Origin of the sequence: Pectobacterium atrosepticum (assembly GCF_000740965.1) — a bacterium.
GTDB lineage: Bacteria > Pseudomonadota > Gammaproteobacteria > Enterobacterales > Enterobacteriaceae > Pectobacterium > Pectobacterium atrosepticum.
The window spans coordinates 2,075,748-2,097,402 of the sequence record NZ_CP009125.1 but is presented as its reverse complement, the minus strand read 5'-3'; the positions used below and the strand labels follow the sequence as shown (position 1 = coordinate 2,097,402).

General features: G+C 51.3%; 21 protein-coding genes. 10 read left to right on the top strand and 11 right to left on the bottom strand.

The genetic code is table 11. The annotated features are described in order from the left end of the window. Positions 1-15: 15 nt before the first annotated feature. Positions 16-336 carry an ATP-dependent Clp protease adapter ClpS gene (clpS, locus tag GZ59_RS09190; RefSeq protein WP_011094200.1) on the bottom strand — a complete coding sequence of 107 codons (321 nt, stop codon included), beginning with the start codon at positions 334-336 and terminating at the stop codon, positions 16-18. Positions 337-760: 424 nt separating this feature from the next. Here clpS and cspD point away from each other — a divergent pair, with 424 nt between their 5' ends. Further along, a complete protein-coding gene (gene cspD / locus GZ59_RS09185) occupies positions 761-982 on the top strand; it encodes a cold shock-like protein CspD (RefSeq protein ID WP_011094202.1) in 222 nt (73 codons plus the stop codon). 120 nt (positions 983-1,102) lie between these two features. Here cspD and GZ59_RS09180 read toward each other — a convergent pair whose 3' ends face one another. Then, complete coding sequence (locus GZ59_RS09180; protein ID WP_011094203.1) at positions 1,103-2,767, bottom strand: ATP-dependent endonuclease; 1,665 nt, start codon at positions 2,765-2,767, stop codon at positions 1,103-1,105. Positions 2,768-3,075: 308 nt separating this feature from the next. Here GZ59_RS09180 and GZ59_RS09175 point away from each other — a divergent pair, with 308 nt between their 5' ends. From GZ59_RS09175 to GZ59_RS09160, 4 genes are all read left to right on the top strand, one after another. Further along, positions 3,076-3,975: a LysO family transporter gene (locus GZ59_RS09175; protein ID WP_011094204.1), complete on the top strand. Its 900-nt coding sequence runs from the start codon at positions 3,076-3,078 to the stop codon at positions 3,973-3,975. Between the two features lie 189 nt (positions 3,976-4,164). Beyond that, entirely contained in the window at positions 4,165-5,817 is a 1,653-nt protein-coding gene (gene hcp / locus GZ59_RS09170; protein ID WP_011094205.1) for a hydroxylamine reductase, read from the top strand. A gap of 139 nt (positions 5,818-5,956) precedes the next feature. Continuing rightward, positions 5,957-6,982 (top strand): NADH oxidoreductase, encoded by a 1,026-nt coding sequence (hcr, locus tag GZ59_RS09165; RefSeq protein WP_011094206.1) that lies wholly within the window; start codon positions 5,957-5,959, stop codon positions 6,980-6,982. A gap of 267 nt (positions 6,983-7,249) precedes the next feature. Further along, a complete protein-coding gene (locus tag GZ59_RS09160) occupies positions 7,250-8,686 on the top strand; it encodes a DUF2867 domain-containing protein (protein WP_039291297.1) in 1,437 nt (478 codons plus the stop codon). On the opposite strand, the gene GZ59_RS09155 is transcribed toward GZ59_RS09160, so the two are convergent. Then, a complete protein-coding gene (locus GZ59_RS09155) occupies positions 8,683-9,510 on the bottom strand; it encodes an N-acetylmuramoyl-L-alanine amidase (protein WP_039291295.1) in 828 nt (275 codons plus the stop codon). The two genes, GZ59_RS09160 and GZ59_RS09155, sit on opposite strands and share 4 nt — an antisense overlap. Before the next feature lie 75 nt (positions 9,511-9,585). Then, positions 9,586-9,909, bottom strand: a complete 324-nt coding sequence (locus tag GZ59_RS09150) for a heavy metal-binding domain-containing protein (protein ID WP_005967367.1) — start codon at positions 9,907-9,909, stop codon at positions 9,586-9,588. A 157-nt stretch (positions 9,910-10,066) separates the two neighbouring features. Between GZ59_RS09150 and artP the strand changes: the two genes are divergently transcribed. The 5 genes from artP (at position 10,067) to artJ (GZ59_RS09125) (ending at position 13,952) form a co-directional block, all read left to right on the top strand. Next, the gene (gene artP, locus GZ59_RS09145) at positions 10,067-10,795 is read left to right on the top strand and encodes an arginine ABC transporter ATP-binding protein ArtP (RefSeq protein ID WP_181023433.1); all 729 of its coding nucleotides are present in this window, start codon (positions 10,067-10,069) and stop codon (positions 10,793-10,795) included. Positions 10,796-10,815: 20 nt separating this feature from the next. Continuing rightward, positions 10,816-11,547: an arginine ABC transporter substrate-binding protein gene (artJ, locus tag GZ59_RS09140; protein WP_039291291.1), complete on the top strand. Its 732-nt coding sequence runs from the start codon at positions 10,816-10,818 to the stop codon at positions 11,545-11,547. A gap of 11 nt (positions 11,548-11,558) precedes the next feature. Further along, a complete protein-coding gene (artQ, locus tag GZ59_RS09135) occupies positions 11,559-12,275 on the top strand; it encodes an arginine ABC transporter permease ArtQ (protein ID WP_011094211.1) in 717 nt (238 codons plus the stop codon). Further along, a complete protein-coding gene (artM, locus tag GZ59_RS09130; protein WP_011094212.1) occupies positions 12,275-12,943 on the top strand; it encodes an arginine ABC transporter permease ArtM in 669 nt (222 codons plus the stop codon). Before artQ ends, artM begins: the two co-directional genes overlap by 1 nt. Positions 12,944-13,220: 277 nt before the next feature. Continuing rightward, positions 13,221-13,952 carry an arginine ABC transporter substrate-binding protein gene (gene artJ / locus GZ59_RS09125; protein ID WP_011094213.1) on the top strand — a complete coding sequence of 244 codons (732 nt, stop codon included), beginning with the start codon at positions 13,221-13,223 and terminating at the stop codon, positions 13,950-13,952. A 387-nt stretch (positions 13,953-14,339) separates the two neighbouring features. On the opposite strand, the gene rlmC is transcribed toward artJ (GZ59_RS09125), so the two are convergent. From rlmC to GZ59_RS09090, 7 genes are all read right to left on the bottom strand, one after another. After that, a complete protein-coding gene (gene rlmC, locus GZ59_RS09120) occupies positions 14,340-15,467 on the bottom strand; it encodes a 23S rRNA (uracil(747)-C(5))-methyltransferase RlmC (RefSeq protein WP_011094214.1) in 1,128 nt (375 codons plus the stop codon). Between the two features lie 126 nt (positions 15,468-15,593). Next, the gene (locus GZ59_RS09115; RefSeq protein ID WP_011094215.1) at positions 15,594-16,046 is read right to left on the bottom strand and encodes a YbjO family protein; all 453 of its coding nucleotides are present in this window, start codon (positions 16,044-16,046) and stop codon (positions 15,594-15,596) included. A 207-nt stretch (positions 16,047-16,253) separates the two neighbouring features. Next, positions 16,254-17,099, bottom strand: coding sequence for a putrescine ABC transporter permease PotI (potI, locus tag GZ59_RS09110; RefSeq protein WP_011094216.1), 846 nt, complete (start codon positions 17,097-17,099; stop codon positions 16,254-16,256). Continuing rightward, a complete protein-coding gene (gene potH / locus GZ59_RS09105) occupies positions 17,096-18,061 on the bottom strand; it encodes a putrescine ABC transporter permease PotH (RefSeq protein ID WP_011094217.1) in 966 nt (321 codons plus the stop codon). The genes potI and potH overlap by 4 nt, the downstream gene beginning before the upstream one ends. Before the next feature lie 14 nt (positions 18,062-18,075). After that, positions 18,076-19,209 carry a putrescine ABC transporter ATP-binding subunit PotG gene (gene potG, locus GZ59_RS09100; protein WP_011094218.1) on the bottom strand — a complete coding sequence of 378 codons (1,134 nt, stop codon included), beginning with the start codon at positions 19,207-19,209 and terminating at the stop codon, positions 18,076-18,078. A gap of 271 nt (positions 19,210-19,480) precedes the next feature. Next, positions 19,481-20,590: a spermidine/putrescine ABC transporter substrate-binding protein PotF gene (gene potF / locus GZ59_RS09095; RefSeq protein WP_011094219.1), complete on the bottom strand. Its 1,110-nt coding sequence runs from the start codon at positions 20,588-20,590 to the stop codon at positions 19,481-19,483. 368 nt (positions 20,591-20,958) lie between these two features. After that, complete coding sequence (locus GZ59_RS09090) at positions 20,959-21,438, bottom strand: type III secretion system chaperone family protein (RefSeq protein ID WP_039294919.1); 480 nt, start codon at positions 21,436-21,438, stop codon at positions 20,959-20,961. Positions 21,439-21,655 lie beyond the last annotated feature (217 nt).

The following is a 21,655-nucleotide window of genomic DNA, read 5'->3' as shown; positions in this document are numbered from 1 at the left end:
ATAAATTGCCTGACTTCAGGCTTTTTCCAGCGTACAGAGCAGCGGCTGCTCGTTTTCTCTGGCATAACGATTGACTTGTACGACCTTGGTCTCAGCGACTTCAGCGCTGAATACGCCACAAATTGCTTTACCCTGATAATGCACCGTTAACATAAGCTGTGTGGCACGTTCAATATCATAAGAAAAGAACTTTTGCAGAACGTCAATAACAAATTCCATCGGGGTGTAATCATCGTTATTCAACACCACGTTATACATGGATGGCGGCTGCAATTTTTCTTTCTGTTGATCGGCGGTCAGGCTTTCCGATTGTGACCACGTACGGTTGTTTCCCATTCTCTATCCACATCATGTAACGAATATCGCGACTCGCGACATTCGTCTGTTTATTCCCAAAAAATCCGAGAAGCAGTAAATGAGTGCCTGCAACTTGAAAGATGACGGGTATCTCTACATTTACAGTAGCACGTCTACTTTTTATTTTACCACCTGAGGAATGAAATGGTTCCCGGAAAGCAAAATTCAAGTCCTGTATCCGATATATTGATTACGCAACGCGATTGTTAGTTCATCAATAGCGTTATCTGCATCAAACTTTGACAAACTCCCCTCGTCACCATGCGGTGGATCGCTTGACGCCGGGATCGATTTCACTAAAGTGTACGGAAGAATTGATGAGGTTTTAATCAATTCGTATTCGTAGTAACCAAATAACCACACCTATTACTGAAAAGAATACTCTTGCGAAGGATGTCAATGCATGGAGACAGGTACTGTTAAATGGTTCAATAATGCCAAAGGGTTTGGTTTTATCTGTCCAGAAGGGGGTGGTGACGATATCTTCGCGCACTACTCAACTATTCAAATGGATGGCTACCGGACGCTGAAAGCCGGACAGGTTGTCAGGTTTGATGTTCATGAAGGGCCGAAAGGCAATCATGCCTGCCTGATCGTCCCGCAAATCGTCGAGGCCGTATCCTGACCCCTTCTACACTACACCCTACATTTCTACTCAGAACACACGACGCTAAACAGTAAAATTAATACAATGCGACAAATGCCGTTCAGCACACTGAACGGCATTTTTTATCGCTACATGACATTAATCTGCACGCCCTCGAGCGAGCCATAGCACGCGAGAGAACATACCGCGAATGAGTGGAGGGATGGCATCGCTGCCCATCGTTGCGGCCTCCATTGCCACTTCAATCGCCAAGTCGGGTTTGGATGACCGATGGATAGCCCTAATGATGACTTTGTGCATCGATAGCGGCACTTTCTCCGGTAATTGTGCAATGCGGTGATAAACCTGACTGAACCCCTCACGATACATGTAGTGCTCCATGTCCGATGCAGGCAAGACGGTCAGATGATCTCGCTCACTTTCATCCTGTACGATTAGCTGGCTTCTTGCCGTCGCCGCATATTTTTTCCCCGCATCGTCACCATCGACCAGCACATGCCATTCAATCCCCATACGGCGCGCGAATTTCAACAATGGCCGGAGGCCCGACTGGGCAAATTCAATCACTTTTACCCCTTCCGCCTCAAAATGATGGCCGCATTGACGCGCGAGTTCATTCAACATCCAGACTTCAGTCTCCCCTTCCACCAGCAGCCAACAGCGAGCAAAGAGAGAAGCAGGTCGATTCAGACGAATATGAAACGCAATACGCCGGCTATCTTCCGCATTCATACCCTGACGACCAATGCGGTACGTCGCAACCCGTGAAGATTCCCGCACCAGACGGCACACCTGCTCCATTGGCACCAGCGACAGCAGCTCTCCTGAGTTGGTTGTCGTGACTTTCTGGAGCGGCAGTTGCGTCAGTAGCCCCCAGGCAACGGACAGCATAATCGGATGCAGCCGGGTTTCTGGGTCTTCAATCAGCAAGAGCGGACGAGCATGGGGATCCAACACCACTGAACCTTTCGCCTGTAGCAGCGTAGAAAACAGCTCTAGCAGGATAATTCGGCTACTGCGGCTATTGGGATCGGCAATCAGGCGGTTGATGTTGTCCAGCGATCGCCACGATTTACCATTGTGTGTTCGCGCATGGCGATGATGACGTCGGTCGTTACCCGTAGCATTCTGCTCGGAAAAATAGTGCTCCAGCAGTTGCTGCATCGCCACTAAGCCCTGACGCAGCTCTTTATCCGTCAGCTTCTGCGGGTTTTGCACCAACTCACGTATCAGTTGCTCAAACTGCTGAGCCAGTTTTTCATTGCTGTTATCTAACGTCGCCGCCAGCGTCCCGGAGCGCAGACGCCGCATAAAGCGCGCATCGCGCAGCCGCAATACCGGATGCAGGCGGATGATTTCTCTGGCCAGTTCATCAATATTATCCAGCGGTATCGGATGCCCGTCGGCGTCCAGAAAGCTGCGCCAGGTGAAGACTGACTGGCTTTCGTCCACCTCACCTTCCAGCCGATAAAAAACGCGGTATAGCGACTCATTTCCCTCCACCCAAACTGGGCTAAGCGAACGATAGCGAGGGGATAAATGGTGGCCGGGCGCCGTCTCGCAAAAAGTGAAAATAATCTGAAGGTGCTTTTCCCGACTGTTTTCATCCCCCGGGGTAAAATGAAAGTCCTGCATATCAAAATGATAAAGCGGCAATGTCGGCGCCAGCAGCAGCGAAAGCGCATCCAGCAGGCTCGATTTCCCCCAGGCGTTCTCCCCAATCAGCACGTTATTCTCGTCCAGTGTCAGCGACAGACGATTAATTCCCCGAAACCCCAGGATTTCAATACTTTCCAGATGCATTCTTCTCTCCTGTAGCGGCTACCTGCGGGTTTCTGCTGGCAAGATCTCCATCACGTAGAATATCCTGCCAGTCAGCGCTTTACTCGCTCCGATAATTTGTTTAATTTTAATAGATTATCGTTTTTCTTCCCGCCAAGTGTAGCCGATGAATCCCACGATGTTGTTGACGCACGGTTTGCATTCCCGTCGCGTCGACGCCTATCGGGGTAGAATGAAGAAGAAAAGCCTCATTGTTTAACTACGGCCCCCCGCAAATCCTAAAATACGGGTTAGTGCCGTTTTTCTCGCGTAAGGACATCAATTCTGTGATGTATTCAGGATTATTAATTATTTTATTACCGCTCATCATTGGCTATCTAGTGCCGCTGCGTGCCAAAAAAACATTACTGTTGATTAACCAACTGCTGAGTTGGATGGTGTACGTTATTCTGTTTTTAATGGGGATTAGTCTGGCCTTTCTGGAAAACCTCAGCAGCAATTTGTTACTGATCTTTCGCTACACCGCCGTATTCGCATTCTGCATTGTCGCGGCAAACGGTATTGCGCTGTGGCTATGGGAAAAACGCAGCGCGTGGCACAGCAAATTCAAAGACGCCGCACCGCCTTCCCGACTGCATATGATCCTTGAATCGTTCAAACTCTGTGGCGTGGTCTTCGCGGGCTTTTTGCTCGGTTTAACACAATGGTCTGGGTTCACTCACGCCAGCAAAGGCAGCGAATATGCACTGATCTTTCTGCTATTTTTGGTGGGCGTTCAACTGCGTAACAGCGGGATGACATTACGCCAGATAGTATTAAACCGTCGCGGTTTGGTTATCGCGCTCATCGTGGGTATCAGCGCACTCGGTGGCGGCCTGCTTGCCGCATGGGTTCTGGGACTACCGCTGAAAACCGGTCTGGCGATGGCATCCGGCTACGGATGGTATTCGCTGTCAGGCATTCTGCTGACCGACGCCCTTGGCCCCGTCATCGGCAGCGCGGCATTTTTCAACGATCTGGCCCGCGAGTTGCTGGCTATTATGCTGATTCCTGCGCTAGCACAGCGCAATCGCTCATGTGCATTAGGCCTTTGTGGTGCGACGTCGATGGATTTCACGCTGCCGGTTTTACAACGCAGTGCGGGTATTGATATCGTGCCTGCTGCCATCGTACATGGTTTCTTATTAAGTCTCGCGGCACCGATACTGATGGCGTTATTTTCCTCATAAGTGCACATTCATCGTCGTTTTCTCCCTCGTTTATGGGCTGTGATTGAGAGTGATTTTCATTGCCCATCACCAAACTTGCGCTAAATCAAATTTACCTAAAGTTGCATTAAAAAAGCCTTTTTACCTGCCTCGGCTGACACTATGCTTTAAACAAGCATTTAAAATGCAACTTTAAAAAAGGAAGTCATCATGTTTTGTGTGCAATGTGAACAAACGATTCGTACCCCTGTTGGAAACGGCTGCTCTTACGCGCAGGGCATGTGCGGCAAAACCGCAGAAACCTCCGATCTGCAAGACCTGCTGGTGGCTGTGCTGCAAGGGCTTTCTGCCTGGGCGCTGAAAGCACGCGAACTGGATATTATCGATCATGATGTCGATAACTTTGCACCACGCGCTTTCTTCTCTACGTTGACCAACGTTAACTTCGATTCCCAACGTATTATTGGCTACGCACAGGAAGCCATTACACTGCGTGAGTCGCTAGCAGTTCGCTGCCGTCTGCACGATGCCACGGCGACCGTAGATCACCCGATGGCAGCGCTGCAACTGGCAGGCAACGATATTCCGACCTTACTGCAACAGGCAGAGGATTTTGCGCTGGACAGCGATAAAGCCATCGTGGGTGATGACGTCCACGGCTTGCGTATGCTCAACCTCTACGGCCTGAAAGGCGCAGCGGCCTACATGGAACACGCCCATGTTCTTGGTCAATATGACAACGCTATCTATGCCGAATATCATGCTTTCATGGCATGGCTGGGCACACAGCCAACCGACGTCGATACCTTGCTGAACAACGCAATGGGCATCGGTAAAATGAACTTTAACGTCATGGCAATCCTCGATCATGGCGAAACCGACGCTTACGGTCACCCACAGCCAACCTCCGTTAACGTACGCCCGATTGCGGGTAAAGCCATTCTGATTTCAGGTCATGACCTGAAAGACCTGCGCATGCTGCTAGAGCAAACCGAAGGCACTGGCGTGAATATTTATACGCACGGCGAGATGCTGCCTGCACATGGTTACCCAGAGCTGAAAAAATTCAAGCATCTGGCAGGTAACTACGGCAGCGGCTGGCAAAACCAACAAACCGAGTTTGCCAAATTCCCTGGCGCGATCGTCATGACGTCTAACTGTATTATCGACCCGAACGTGGGCAACTACGGCGATCGCATCTGGACGCGCAGCATCGTAGGCTGGCCGGGCGTGAACCATCTGGAAGGTGACGATTTCAGTTCGGTTATCGAACAGGCACAAGGTCTGGCGGGTTTCCCATACAGCGAAATCGAGCACATGATCACCGTCGGCTTTGGTCGTGAAACGTTGCTGAGCGCCGCAGATACCGTCATCGACCTGGTTGCACAGAAAAAACTGCGCCACGTCTTTCTGGTTGGCGGATGTGACGGCAGCCGTGAAGAACGCAGCTACTTCACTGACTTCACGCTGAGCGTCCCGCAGGATTGCCTGATCATGACGCTGGCATGCGGTAAATACCGCTTCAACAAACTGGATTTCGGTACGCTGGAAGGCCTGCCACGTCTGCTGGATGTTGGTCAATGTAACGACGCCTATGCGGCAATTATTCTGGCCGTTAAATTGGCGGAAAAACTGGGCTGTGGCGTCAACGATCTGCCGCTTAGTCTGGTGCTGTCTTGGTTTGAACAGAAAGCGATTGTCATCCTGCTTACCCTGCTGTCTCTTGGCGTGAAAAATATTTACACCGGGCCAACTGCACCGGGCTTCCTGACGGACAACCTGCTTGCCATTCTGAACGACAAATTCGGTATGCGGGCGATTACCACCGTTGAACAGGACATGAACACCATTCTGGCCGCTTGATGAATCAACGCGGACGGAGGAGCGCGTTCCTCGTCACGCAGCGTGAAGTGTCGGCATTGATGCTTCACGCTAAGCCCTGCTAATCATGGGCCGCTATCTTTACACGCTTCACCGTATCCGTTTGTTATGGAGATTGACTATGACGATGCCAGTACCACACGCTGGGCCGACACCGCTTTGTTCTAACCGCATGCAGGTGCACTCGATTACCCAGGAAACCCCGGATGTCTGGACAATTTCACTGGTTAATCATGATTTTTATCCGTATCAGCCGGGTCAATATGCGCTAGTCAGCATTGCTAACAGCGAAGAGACGCTACGGGCTTATACGATCTCCTCTTCGCCGGGCCTCAGCCGCTTTATTACCTTGACGGTAAGAAGGCTGGACGACGGCGTTGGCTCCCGCTGGCTGACCCAAACGCTAAAAATTGGTGACTATCTGTGGCTGTCCGATGCACAGGGCGAATTTACCTGCGCCAACGCGGTCAGCGATCGCTACCTGATGGCAGCAGCAGGCTGCGGCGTCACGCCGATTATGTCGATGTGCCGCTGGCTGCTGGCAAACAAGCCGCAAATCGATATCCACATCATTTTCAACGTGCGCAACCCACAGCAGGTGATCTTCGCCAGCGAATGGCAAGATCTGGTGCAGCGCTACCCGCAGCAATTGCATCTGACGCTGATGGCAGAATTTGACGCCGCGCCCGGTTTCCTCGCCGGACGCATCAGCGGCGACCTGCTCGTCGAACGCGTGCCGGATATCACCAACCGCACCGTCATGACCTGCGGCCCTGCGCCATATATGAACCAGATTGAAACGCTGAGTCAGCAGCTTGGCGTGGCGTCAAATCGCATCTTTAAAGAGCAGTTCCGCCCGACTGATGAAGTGGTGGATGAAGACGCCGATCAGATCACGCTGACCATCAGCCGTCCGCTGAAGAATCTGCGTGTTCCGGTGGGTATCAGCCTGCTGGCCGCACTGGAAGCCAATAAGGTGCACGTTCTCGCCGCCTGCCGTGCTGGGGTGTGTGGGAGTTGTAAAACCCGCGTGCTGTCCGGTAAATACACCACTACCAGCACCATGACGCTGACGCCTGCCGAGATCGAGCAAGGCTATGTTCTGGCCTGTAGCTGCCAGCTACAAGGCGATACTGTTCTGGCCTGATATTCCCCCGTTTTACCTCCTTCTGCTCGGTAGCACGGCTATCGGGCAGGTAGGCCATGTTAAATTACGCCTTGTTATCGCACACTTTTCGTCGTTCCCCGTTATATCCGTAATCCTTCAAATTGCTTGTGCGTTGGCTTCCCTTACTCACCCCAGTCACTTACTTGAGTAAGCTCCTAGGGTTCATGCGGTTGCCGCCTTCACGCAACTCGAATTATTTAGGATATAGTAAGCCATGGTTATATTTTGCTGTGGAGCCGCTGGCGTATGACATCCCCCTCAGCCCCGATTCTGATTCTGGGCGCAACTGGCTACATTGGCCGCCATTTAACCGAACGCTTGAGCAAGCAGGGCAACCGGGTGATTGCTGCCGGTCGGAATATCGAATCCCTCGCGTCGCGGAACTGGCCGGGCGTCGACTGTCAGCAGGTTGACCTCACTAAGCCAGAAAGCCTGCCTAATGGTCTGTGGGGGGCGGAAACGCTCTATTATCTGGTGCACAGCATGGGCGACGGCGCGGATTTCGTCGCCAAAGAGCGCATGGTGGCCATGAATCTGTTGCTGGCACTCACCTCCAGCAGCGTAAAGCAGATTATCTATCTGGGGTCGCTTCAGGCGAAGGATGATACCTCACCGCATATGCTGGCACGCCAGATCACCGGTGATGTCTTACGCAGTAGTGGGATTCCTGTCACGGAGCTGCGCGCGGGTATTATTATCGGGACTGGGTCGGCGGCGTTCGAGATCATGCGCGACATGGTCTATAACCTGCCGGTGCTGACCCCGCCGCGCTGGGTGCGCTCTAAATCGTCGCCGATTGCGCTGGAAAACCTGCTGGTTTATCTGATCAACATTGCGCATCACCCTGCGACAGAAAATCGCATTATGGATGCGGCAGGCCCCGAATACATCAGCTATCAAACGATGTTCGAGCGCTTCATTCAGATCAGCGGCAAGCGCAGATTGCTGATCCCGGTTCCCATGCCCACGCATCTGGTGTCTGTCTGGTTTTTACATCTGGTGACATCAGTTCCTCCGTCCATCGCTCGTGCCCTGATTCAGGGGTTAAAACACGATTTGCAGGCCGATGGCTGCGAACTACAGGCATTGATTCCACAAAAGCTGATTAGCTTTGATGACGCCGTGCGCACCACGCTGCAAAGCGAAATGGAGAGCGGACAGCAGGCTGACTGGGGCGACGATACCGAAGTACGTGCACGTTGGAAGCCGAATTACGGCTTTTACCCCAAACAGGCGGGCCATACGCTTGAAACGTCTGCATCCAGCCAAGCACTCTGGCAAGTGATCCAGCAGGTTGGGGGCAAGGAAGGCTATTTTTACGCCAATACGCTCTGGAATATCCGCGCCCGGCTGGACGATCTCTGCGGCAACGGTGTGACTTACGGACGCCCCGACCGCCCAACGCTGGAGGTCGGCGACAAGATTGACAGTTGGAAGGTGATTTCGATCAAGCCACAGCGCCAACTGGTACTGCTATTCGGCATGAAAGCACCGGGGCTGGGTAAACTCAATTTTACTATCACGGACAAAGGCACTCACCGAACCGTAGATGTGCGCGCCCGCTGGCACCCTTCCGGGTTTAACGGGCTGGTCTACTGGTTTCTAATGATGCCCGCTCACCTGTTTATCTTCCGTGGCATGGCGGCCCGTATTGCGAAGCTGGCAGAGAAGGAAACGGTTTAGCGGCGGCTGTATTTTTCCAGCAACGCATCAACGATCGCCTCACTCTGCGCGTCTGGCTGGCCTTGATAATTCTCAGGACGAAAATGCATCTGGAAAGCGGCAATCACCTGCCGCTTCTCGCGTGCCGTCATCGTTTCCGGCACCGAATAGCCGTAACGCGACAATTTTTCCAGCAAAATGGCTTCATCCACCGGTTCTGTCGATTGCCGTCCCTTTAAATAAAACGTAACCCGACGTGCCTCCGGCCAGGCACCAACGCCAGCTTGCGCCAGCATCCGCCAAGGGAAGAGTGGGCCGGGGTCTTGTTTCCGCTGTGGGGCAATATCGCTGTGCGCCACCACGTTCTGTGGTGCAATCTGGTAACGTTCGACAATATCACGAGCAATTGCGGTCACGAGCTGAATCTGCGAGGTGGGGAACGGTGCCCACGTATAGCCGGTTAACGTGCGCTGATAGCCCGCGTTTTCGATCTCAATACCAATCGAGGAATTATTCAGTCGACTAAACCCACGCCAACTGCTCGCCCCTGCATGCCAGGCAGCCTGAGATTCAGGCACCAGTTTCCACGCAAGCGGCTTGCCGTGCTGCAACGGCGGATGTGCCGGAATAAGATAATGGGCGCTGACGTGATCGTCCGTCAGAATATTCAACGAGGTGGCAAAATCTTCCGCCGTGTAGTGAATCACCAAAAAGCGGATACGGGATTCCTGCGCCCGCGACTGCAACGCGGTCTCCAGTACATAATTATGCTGTTCCTGCAACGAAGACGGCGCCTGGCAGCCCGCCAACAACCCCAACGCTATGCAACTCACCCATTTAAACATCGTTATTCCACTCTTATGTGTCTTTTGCGCCACATCGCTTTACCACTTCACCCTCTATACAAGCGACTTCCATCCTCAGCGGCGAACCTTCACTGCGGTACCGCTGACGGTCACCATCAGCATGCTGCCATCCTTCCCAACGGTTTCATAGTCAAGATCAATGCCGACAATGGCATTCGCACCTAAATCTTCAGCTTGTTCCTGTAGCTCTTTGAACGCAATCTGCCGCGCCTTACGTAGCTCTTTCTCATAGGCACCGGAACGGCCGCCGACCACATCACGGATACTGGCGAAAAAGTCACGGAAGATATTCGCGCCCAAGATAGCTTCGCCGGTTACGACGCCACAATATTCAGTAATGGTGAAGCCTTCCAGATTGGGCGTGGTGGATAATTGCATTCGTTTCTCCTAAAGCAGGCCTCAAGCCGTAAACCACTATTTTGTGCTATTATTTAACCAATAAATCGCTTATTGGCAAATTTTAACCCACGGTGATTGCATAACTATTCTGCCAACGTTAACATTCGCCGCATCAATGTCTATTCAATTATTACGCATGAGTATTCAACTAAACGGCATTAACTGTTTCTACGGCACATACCAGGCGCTATTTGACATCACCCTCGATTGTCCTGCGGGTGAAACGCTGGTGCTTCTCGGTCCTAGCGGGGCGGGAAAGAGTTCGCTGATACGCGTTCTTAACCTGTTGGAAATGCCACGCTCAGGTACGCTTTCCATCGCTGGTAATCAGTTTGATTTTCAGCGCACGCCTTCCGACGGCGCAATCCGTGAACTGCGTCAGAACGTCGGGATGGTGTTCCAGCAATATAATTTATGGCCACATTTGACCGTGGTGCAGAACCTGATCGAAGCGCCTTGCCGCGTGCTGGGGCTGAGTAAGGAAGAAGCTAAAGCGCGTGCAGACAAGCTGCTGACTCGCCTGCGCCTCAATGATTTTGCCGATCGATTTCCTCTCCATCTTTCTGGTGGACAGCAACAACGTGTCGCGATTGCTCGTGCGCTGATGATGGAACCTCAGGTCTTGCTGTTTGATGAGCCGACTGCCGCATTAGATCCAGAGATTACCGCTCAGGTCGTCAATATCATCCGTGAATTGGCGCAAACCGGCATTACACAGGTGATCGTGACCCACGAAGTCGAGTTTGCCCGTAAAACGGCCAGCCGAGTGGTTTATATGGAAAACGGCCGCATCGTTGAACAAGGCGATGCGACGCACTTTGCTCAGCCGCAGACGCCTGAATTCGCTGGTTATTTATCACATTGATTACTATCAGGAAAACAATAATGAAAAAATTGATTGTTGCAGCATTATTCGCAGTGAGTGCCGCCTCTGCTAACGCCGCGGATACTATCCGTTTCGCGACAGAAGCCTCCTACCCTCCGTTCGAATTTGTTGATGCCAATAACCAGATTCAGGGCTTTGATATCGATCTGGCTAACGCACTGTGCAAAGAAATGCAGGCAAACTGCACGTTCAGCAATCAGGCTTTCGACAGCCTGATCCCTGGCCTGAAATTCCGTCGTTTTGAAGCCGTCATCGCAGGGATGGATATCACCCCGGAGCGTCAGCAGCAGGTGTCATTCAGTCAGCCTTATTATGATAACGCCGCCCTGTTTATCGCCCAGAAAGGCAAAGTTGCCGACGTCGCTGCACTGAAAGGCAAACGTGTAGGGATGCAGAATGGCAGCACTCACCAGAAATATCTGCTGGAAAAACATCCTGAAATTACTGCGGTGCCTTACGACAGCTACCAGAATGCGGTGCTGGATCTGAAAAGTGGCCGTCTGGATGCAGTATTCGGTGACACCGCCGTAGTTAACGAATGGCTGAAACAGAACGATACGCTGGCTACCGTTGGTGAAAACGTAACGGATAAAGATTACTTCGGTATCGGTCTGGGCATCGCGGTACGCCAGAATAACGATGAGCTGCTGAAAAAATTCAACGATGCACTCAGCAAAATCAAGCAGGATGGCACTTACGAGACCATCTATAAAAAATGGTTCCAGCAGTAATCTGACGCTCAATGATTGAATTTCAACCTCTTGCAAGCGCCGCCGGTATGACCGTCGGCCTTGCCGTTTGTGCACTGGTGCTCGGCCTAGCGCTGGCGATGCTGTTTGCCGTTTGGGAAACCGTTCGCTGGAAAGCCGTTAGCTGGACGGGTACAGCGGTAGTCACACTCGTGCGCGGCCTGCCAGAAATTTTGGTCGTGCTATTTATCTATTTTGGCTCTTCCCAGTTGCTGATGCTGCTGGCGGATGGTTTTATCCTGAACCTCTTCATTGTGCAGATTCCGGTAAAACTGGATATCGGCATGTTTGAAATCAGCCCCTTCCTGTGCGGCGTCATTGCGCTGGCGCTGCTGTATGCGGCCTACGCCTCCCAAACGCTGCGCGGCGCATTGAAAGCCGTCCCGCAAGGACAATGGGAATCAGGACAAGCCCTCGGGCTTAGCAAGTCTGCGATTTTTTTCCGCTTGATTATGCCGCAGATGTGGCGCCATGCCCTGCCGGGATTGGGTAATCAGTGGCTGGTATTGCTGAAAGATACCGCACTGGTTTCGCTGATTAGCGTTAACGATTTGATGCTGCAAACCAAAAGCATTGCTACACGGACACAGGAGCCCTTTACCTGGTACGTCGTCGCAGCAGCAATCTATTTGGTTATCACGCTATTAAGTCAGTATGTGCTGAAACGCATTGAACTGCGCACCACGCGTTTTGAGCGGAGGCCTTCCTGATGCTCGCTTATTTACCTGAGCTATTAAAAGGCCTGCATACCAGTCTGACGTTAACTGCCGTCTCCATTGTCGTCGCGCTGGTGTTATCACTGCTGCTTACTGTTGTACTGACGCTAAAAACGCCCATCATATCAATGTTGGCGAAAGGCTACATTACGCTGTTTACCGGTACGCCGCTGCTGGTGCAAATCTTTCTGATTTACTACGGCCCGGGGCAATTTACCTCTATTCAGCAAATCCCCTGGCTGTGGAGCCTGCTTTCACAGCCGTGGCTATGTGCGATGGTGGCGCTAGCGCTCAATAGCGCGGCTTATACCACACAGCTGTTCTATGGTGCGGTAAAAGCAATTCCCGCCGGACAGTGGCAATCCTGCGCCGCTCTGGGAATGAATCAGAAGCAGACATTACGCATTTTGCTGCCGTTCGCGTTTAAACGCGCGCTGTCTTCTTATTCAAACGAAGTGGTGCTGGTATTTAAGAGTACGTCGCTGGCTTATACCATCACGCTGATGGAAGTCATGGGCTACAGCCAACTGATGTACGGCCGGACATATGATGTGATGGTGTTTGGCGCGGCTGGAATTATCTACCTTTGCGTCAATGGGTTACTGACATTATTGATGCGCTGGGTTGAACGTCGCTCACTGGTATTCGAACGCCGCAACTGATCCTTAACGCACTTACCCACTTAGAAAGCAGGCTTTTATAGCCTGCTTTTTTATGGCGTGCCATCACTGGCCGCCCCCCTTAAGGGCCGTTGCTGACACAACGTTAAAAATTTCTCCCAAAAATTTTTTATTGCCTGCTGATGTAAAAACATGCAATTAATCGATTTATTAATCATTTTAATTGCATATAAATTCAATGACTGGCATGGTAATCACCATAACGCTGGAATCCTTCCGCGCAACTCTATTATATAAAAAAAGTAGAAAGGAGTAGGTAATGAAAAAATTAGTGCTCGCCACGTTACTGGCAGGAATCACCTTCAGCGCCACCGCCGCAGACACCATCCGTTTTGCGTCATCAGCCACCTACCCGCCATTTGAGTCACTGGATGCCAGCAATGAAATTGTCGGTTTCGATATGGATCTGGCGAAAGCGCTGTGCAAACAAATGCAAGCCACATGTACGTTCACCAATCAGGCGTTTGACAGCCTAATCCCCGCGCTTAAATTCCGTCGCTATGACGCGGTAATTTCCGGTATGGATATCACGCCAGAGCGCAGCAAGCAGGTGGCGTTTACACAGCCCTACTATGCTAACTCTGCCGTGGTTATCGCGCAGAAAGGGAAATTCAGCGATTTTGCTGCCATGAAAGGTAAACGTATCGGTATGGAAAATGGCACGACGCACCAGAAATACATGCACGATAAGCACACAGAAGTGCAAACCGTCTCTTATGACAGCTATCAGAATGCGGTACTGGATCTGAAGAACGGCCGTATCGACGGCGTATTCGGTGATACTGCGGTCGTCAACGAGTGGATTAAGACGAACCCTGAACTGGCGACGGTTGGTGAGCATGTGACTGACGCAGAATACTTCGGCACTGGATTGGGCATCGCCGTTCGTCCCGATGACAAGGCACTGCTGGAGAAGTTAAATAAAGCGCTGGATGCGATCAAAGCCGATGGCACGTACAAAACCATCAATGACAAGTGGTTCCCGCAATAAGGTTCGATCTGCGCAGTGTGATATCGTATGAAATCATGCATATAACGCCGCTTTTTTGTCGTCCAGGCGTAAAGAATTGCGCTGAGGTGATCGTTACCGTCGAGTGAGCGGCAGGACGCCGCGAAAGACAGTGCCGCGTCGGGAACGCGTCACTGGCGGCTCGAAAAGCGGGAACGATCACCGAAGGCACCGCGCAGCGGCGCAATTCACGCCAAAAGCCAGTGGTCAAGGAGCTGCGGCAATTGAGCGCTCCTTGTCGGGCATGTGATGAAATCATAGAAAAGCACTAGGATTGACACGCCCGAAACTTTCATACTGTCGAACATAGATACAACAACGTAGTAAATTGCTACCGAGATATTTTTTATTACATATAGTTATCGCTTATCAAGCGCGCTTCAATAACGTCAGTACTTCGTAGTGCGCCGTGTGTGGGAACATATCGAACAGCTGTACACGCAGCGCGCGGTAGTTCGCCAGTTCCGTCATGTCTTTTGCCATGCTTTCAGCATTACAGCTGGAATAGAGAATGTAGTCCGGCGCCATCCGGCTCAGGTAGCTGCACAGCTCGCTGCCGATACCACGGCGCGGTGGGTTAACCAGCACCAGATCGGGTATTTCCGCTTTTGCTGTCGCGAACTGTGTTGAATCCAGCGCCTGAAACTCCACATGTTTCAACCCTAGCTGTTCCGCAGAGCGACGTGCGCAGGCTATCGCCTCAGCGCTGATTTCAATGCCCGTCAAACGCATCTCAGATGATGCACAGTGCAGGCCAAAACCCCCTACCCCGCAGAACAGATCCCACATGCTAGTTATCTTCAGCTCTGCAACCCAGTCGCGTGCCGTCGCATATAGCGCAGCCGCTACCTGCGGATTAGTCTGGAAAAAGCTTTGCGGACGGATATACAACGGCACCTGATTGAACTGCTCAGCCAATGCAGCCGCGTCACTCAGGATAATCTCCGTTTTCCCTTCCATAATCGCCTGATGCACAGGCTGAATGTTGGCGGATATCACCTCAAGCTGGGGCAACTGCTGTTGTAGCCAAGGCATTGCGGCACGTAATTGTGCCAGCTTGGTTTCTGAGCGTAAGACAAAGCGCAGCATGAACGTACCGCGCTGCGTACTTTCCGTCAGCAACAGGTATTTCAGTTCCCCACGGCGCCGGGCCACGTTATAAGGCGTCAGCCCCGCACGGGCAATAAAGACTTTAAGCACATCGAAAACTGGCGCGAAGCTGGTCGGATAAAGCGGGCAATCACAGAGATCTACCGCAGTTCCATCACGGTGTAACATCCCCAATAACGGGCGTTCCACGCTGCCGCTCACCACCATTTTGGCTTTATTACGAAATGCAGTCTGCGCAGAAGGTTGCACCGGTAGCCAGCGCTGCACGGCGTGCGGTTGCAGCAAGTCTTCAAGGTGCTGCTGCTTATCAGACAATTGCTGTGGGTAGGGTTTTTCCAACCATTGGCAGGAACGACAGGTTCCCGTGCTGTAGCGGGCACAATGCATAAAAATCTAACTATCAGAAGAAATACAGAATAAAAGGATTATACCACCCTGACAGCGTCACCCTATGATCTTTCCGCTGCTCATGGGCGACGCCAGCAGCACAACTGGCTCAGGAGATAGAAATTTCTATTTCTGGCGTAGAAAAAAACGCTTACTGCGTCGTGGCAGAAACAGTAAAACAATCACCAGAAGATCGGGGATCTTTTGCATCAGGAGTTGATGCAGCACGGCGGCGTGGTTCTCCCCCGAAATATGGAATATCGCCGGCATAAATTCGCTTAGTGACGCCAGCAGGAGATAACACACTACAACTCCCTGACAGGCTATATAGCCCCATCGTCCCCAGTTCACACCAGCCAAAACGGCAAAGCCACAGCGGATCTCTACACCGACGATAATGAGCGATAATAGTAACACCAGCGTCGAATCCCAAGCCTCCGCGTTACTGCCAATCCAGCCGCTTAAATCGCTGAGCCCCAATTCCCACACGAGCAGCAAAATCCCCAAAAAACGGGTAGCAATAATCGCAATCCCCGCCACCATCACTGGCACCGGGGCATAAACTTTGCGTTGTGTCATTTCCTTCTTCGTGTACAGAATTTCAACGCTCTCCCTTCATGCGGCATTTATCCGCTAAAAATACAGCACCAATATAGAATTCGATGCCAATATAAAACGTGATACTGATATAAAACTTGATAACCCTATAAAACAGCAACGCCCCCATACTTTGGCGGCGTTGCTGGAAATCTTCGCTAGGCTAGCAAATTACGGTGAGAAATCGAATCAGCCGCGTCTCGCTTTTTGCATATCGCGATAGCGCTGCTTCTCTGCTCTCGCCATAAACCACCAGGCGATAAAACCAATAATACCAACGACTAACAATATCAGAGAAGCCAATGCGTTAATTTGTGGATTAACGCCCATTCTGACGCTGGAGAACACCAGCATTGGCAACGTTGTCGAGCCAGGCCCTGCCACAAAACTGGCGATAACCAGATCGTCCAGCGACAGCGTAAACGCCAGAAGCCAGCCGGAAAGCAGCGCAGGGGCAATCATCGGTACCGTGATAATGAAGAAGACTTTGAGCGGGTTCGCGCCCAGATCCATAGCAGCTTCTTCAATAGAACGGTCCAGTTCACGCAGACGAGCACTGATCACTACTGTGACATACGCGGTGCAGAACGTGACGTGCGCTAGCCAGATGGTGAACATCCCCCTCTCTGCTGGCCATCCAATAGCATGCCCTAATGCCACAAAGAGCAACAGCAGCGACAGGCCAGTAATCACATCCGGCATCACCAGCGGTGCTGTCAGCATAAACGCAAACCCATTAGCCCCGCGGAAACGGCCAAAACGCACCATCACCACGGCAGCGATCGTTCCGAGGATCACGGCCATCGTTGCCGAGGCGGCAGCAATCGTCAGGCTTAGGAACACGGCACTGATCATTGCCGTATTGTGGAATAGCTCGATATACCAGCGCGTCGACCATCCTGCCCACACGGTAACCAGCTTGGAGCTGTTGAACGAATAGATCACCAACATCAGCATCGGTGCATAGAGGAACGTAAAACACAGCACCAAAATCACAATACGCCACGGTGAGCGAACAACAGGTAAATTATTCACGCTTCCCCCTCCGCCGTTTTGCTCTGATGCTTGTGGAACCACATAATCGGCATAATCAACAGCAGCAGCATGACGATGGCGACAGCGGATGCCACTGGCCAATCGCGGTTATTAAAGAATTCCTGCCACAGAATACGGCCAATCATGATGCTGTCCGGCCCGCCAAGCAGTTCTGGAATCACGTATTCCCCCACCGCTGGAATGAATACCAACATCGAGCCCGCAATAATTCCGCCTTTCGTTAGCGGGACGATCACGCTGAAAAAGGTTCTTAATGGCCGTGCGCCCAGATCCAACGAGGCTTCCACTAGCGAATAGTCCAGCCGCGTCAGCGCGGTATAAATCGGCAACACCATAAACGGCAGATAGGAATAGACGACGCCGATATAAACCGCCAAATTGGTATGCAGAATGATCAGCGGTTCATCAATCACGCCCAGCCACAGCAGAAAGTTATTCAGGATACCGTTATTTTTCAGAATCCCCATCCAGGCGTAAACGCGAATCAGGAACGACGTCCATGACGGCAGTATCACCAGTAATAGCAGAATATTACGCGTTGAGGGTTTACTGTGCGCGACTGCCCAGGCCAGTGGATAGCCAATAAACAAGCAGCACAGCGTCGATACAGCAGCAACCTGAAGCGATTGCATATAGGAATCGAAATACAGCGGATCGTCCAACAAATGCAGGTAGTTCCCAAGGTTAAGGGAAATATCCAGCTTGTCGTCCATCCAGGAAACCAGATCGGTATAGGGCGGAATCGCCCGCGCCATTTCAGCAAAACTGATTTTAAATACGATCAGGAATGGCAGCATAAACAGCAGCAGCAGCCACAGATACGGCAGCGCGATAACCAGCTTGCGGCCGTGCTTTTGACGCCAGCGCGCCATCAACACTCGCAGCCAGAGTCTGGCTTTGCCTGGTGGTTCCGCCGTGTGATGTTCGGGAAATAAAGTCATGGCATTCTTCCTCGTTACACCGTCAGAACGACACAGCTATCCGCATCCCAACACAACCGAACCTCATCTCCCCAGGTCGGTGTGCCTTTGCGATAGCGGTAGGCGTTTTGTAACTGTGCGCTGATAGTTTGCCCGCTGTTGAGCCTGACGTGGTAAATCGACAAATCGCCCAGATAAGCGATGTGCACCACTTCCCCCACCGCGAAATTACAGCCGTCAGCTGGCACCTCTTCGCACAGCATGATTTTTTCAGGACGCAACGCGATGTAAACCGGAACGCCATCCACCACCGAGACATCCGAATCTACTTTCAGCGAATGCACCAGCCCGGGACTTTTGATGATCAGAGCATCGTCCTGACGTTCCTGCAATATCCCTTCAAACATATTAACCGAGCCGATAAATTCCGCGCTGAAACGCGTATTCGGGTGCTCATAGATCTCTTCTGGCTCGCCAATCTGTACGAACTTGCCGCGATTCATGATGGCAATACGACCAGCCATAGTCATGGCTTCTTCCTGATCGTGCGTCACCATCACGCAGGTCGCCCCTACGCGTTCCAGAATATCGACCACTTCAAGCTGCATGCGGTCACGCAATTTCTTGTCCAGCGCTCCCATCGGCTCGTCTAGCAACAACAGTTTTGGACGCTTCGCCAGACTACGTGCCAGCGCAACACGCTGACGCTGACCGCCGGAAAGCTGATGCGGCTTACGATTAGCGAACTCCTGCATATGCACCAGCGACAGCATCTCTTCCACGCGATCTTTGATTTCTGCACGCGGTAACTTGTCCTGTTTCAAACCAAACGCGATATTCTTCTCCACCGTCATGTGTGGGAACAGCGCATAAGACTGAAACATCATATTGATGGGACGCTGGTAAGGCGGCACCAATGACAAATCCTGACCATCCAGAACAATCTGCCCCTGCGTGGGGAGCTCAAAACCTGCCAGCATGCGCAGCAGCGTGGATTTCCCACAGCCGGATGCACCCAGCAGAGCAAAAATTTCGCCTTTATAAATCGTCAGGCTGACATCATCAACGGCGGCCTGACCATCGAACGACTTCGTCAGGTTGCGCACTTCCAGCAGCGGCGTGGCCGCTTTTTGAGGTTTTGATTGAGGGCGGGGGATCGCGTCATTCACTTCGTATTGCTCTCCGGCAAAAGCAGAACAAGCCACACCGCTGATGTCGCCAGTAGGCACTTTTTACATTCAGCGGTGTGACACAATATAGAGCGCAAACAGGCGGTATCTCCGCCTGTTCTTTGCCACATTAATACTCGTCATACTTCAAGTTGCATGTGCGTTGGCTGCCTGAAACTTGAATTATTTAGAGTATTTTATACCCATCTATTCTCTGGTTGCCGAAACCGGCAACCATCAAGCTCTTGGGTAACTATTCAGATCCAAAAGTCTATTTGCCGCTCTTAACCTTGGTCCATGCACGAGTACGCGTACGGTCAATCTGAGGAGATTGCACCTTGAGCGTAAACATTTTAGCGCGGACATCTGCTGGCGGGTAAACGCCTGGGTTGTTACGAATCTCTTCGTTCACTAAAGGCAAGGATGCCAGATTACCGCTAGCGTAATAGGTGTGGTTACTGATCTCAGCCATCACTTCCGGCTTCATCAGGTAATCCAGAAACGCATAGGCTTCATCCAGATTTTTAGCATCTTTCGGAATGGCGAGGACATCAAAGAATGCCAACGCACCTTCTTTCGGAATACTATATTGGATATTCACTCCGTTCTTCGCTTCTTTCGCACGATTCCCCGCCTGCATGATATCGCCGGCCCAGCCGACTGCAACGCAGATGTCGCCGTTCGCCAGATCGTTGATATATTGCGACGAGTGGAAATAACGAATGCTCGGGCGCAACTTCAGCAGCAGGTCAGTCGCTGACGTGGTGTAATCACCCGGTTTGGTACTGTTCGGATCTTTACCCTGATAATTCAATACCGTGGCAAAGATCTCTTCCGGTGCATCCAGGAAGGATACGCCGCAGCTTTTCAGCTTTTCCAGATTCTCTGGCTTCAATACCAGATCCCAGCTATCAACCGGCGCATCGGCACCCAGCGCAGCTTTAACTTTATCAACGTTATAGCCAATGCCCGTAGTCGCCCACAGGTAAGGCAACGCATATTTGTTATCAGGATCGTGCTGTGCAATGAGCTTCATCAGCTCAGGATCCAAATTTTTGTAATTCGGCAGTTTACTCTTGTCTAATGGCTGAAAAACGCCCGCTGAGAGTTGGCGCTCAAGGAAGCTGGCAGAAGGTACCACCAGATCAAAACCCGTGCTGCCCGCCATGAGCTTGCCTTCCAACACCTCGTTGGAGTCAAACACATCATAGACGACCTTAATGCCGGTTTCTTTCTGGAAATTGGCTAACGTGTTCGGTGCGATATAGTCGGACCAGTTATAAACATGCAGCGTTTTCTCTTCCGCAGATGCGGTGACGGACGCGGCCATCAGCAAGCCGGTAACAACACCCGAGAGCCATTTTTTACGTTGGGTGAACATCCGTTCCTTCCTCCATTCAAGGGGGTGATTCGTGGGTATATGTATCGTTCCGATACAAAATATATCCTGCCGCGATATCTAATCGGTGAATGAATATGCACCGATTTTTATTCGCTCAGACACAGACATAGCACCGATTCGGCAGTCTGTCCCTTACAGGAATAAAGCATAACCCCACAACATCATGCACACCATACTTGAACGTAAAAAATGGGTTTTAACGATTATTTATTCACATTTTATCGATGTGATGAAGGCGTTTAGCGACAAACAAAGAGAAATATCTGGCAATAATGCGAAATTACCAGAATAAATGGCGGCGAGCGGAAAATAAGTAAAACTAATTGCTGCCGTTGGCAGCAACCGTATCAATGCAAATGTGAAGTCGTGACTCTGGCAGCAGAGCCCTCTTCTTCATCCCCAATAAACAGCAGATTATTAGCACCAGCTTCAAGAATCACCATCGATATCTGTTCTTCGGATTGCTGCATAAAATGTCTGAATTGTTCCAACGTCATGCCTGCGGCAACGCTGAATGACTGGCAGACAATCAGTTTTGGCAGATTATCGTCTTGAACGTCGATAAATGCCTTGACGGTCAATGAACTGGCATTGATTTGGCTCAGATCGCCGACCAGAGGAATGAGTGCACTAGGCTTCACTTCCGCAAGTGCGGAAAACAGGATCACGTCATCTACCAGATCAACTTTCGCATCAAACACACCATCAAAATTTTGCATATGAGGAAGATGAAGTGCCTGACAGGAATCACATTCGAAATACAGAATATTCAGTTGATCCAGCCATCGCCGTAGCATAGCCAAATCCGGTACGATGAGTGAATCCATCATGTTTGCCTCATACCTGCCACCATAAAGACAGCCTTGTTGAAAAGGGAACACCACTCACGCAAAAGCGATGTTAAAAACGGCCCATAGCTTACGGAATATTGTGCGACGATGCCATTATAAAAGTGCCTCACTACGCGCATTTCTCGTTCCGCAATGTGGCAACATCTTCACTCAACCTTACGCCAAGGCCCATGAGCCAAGGAGCAACACCGTA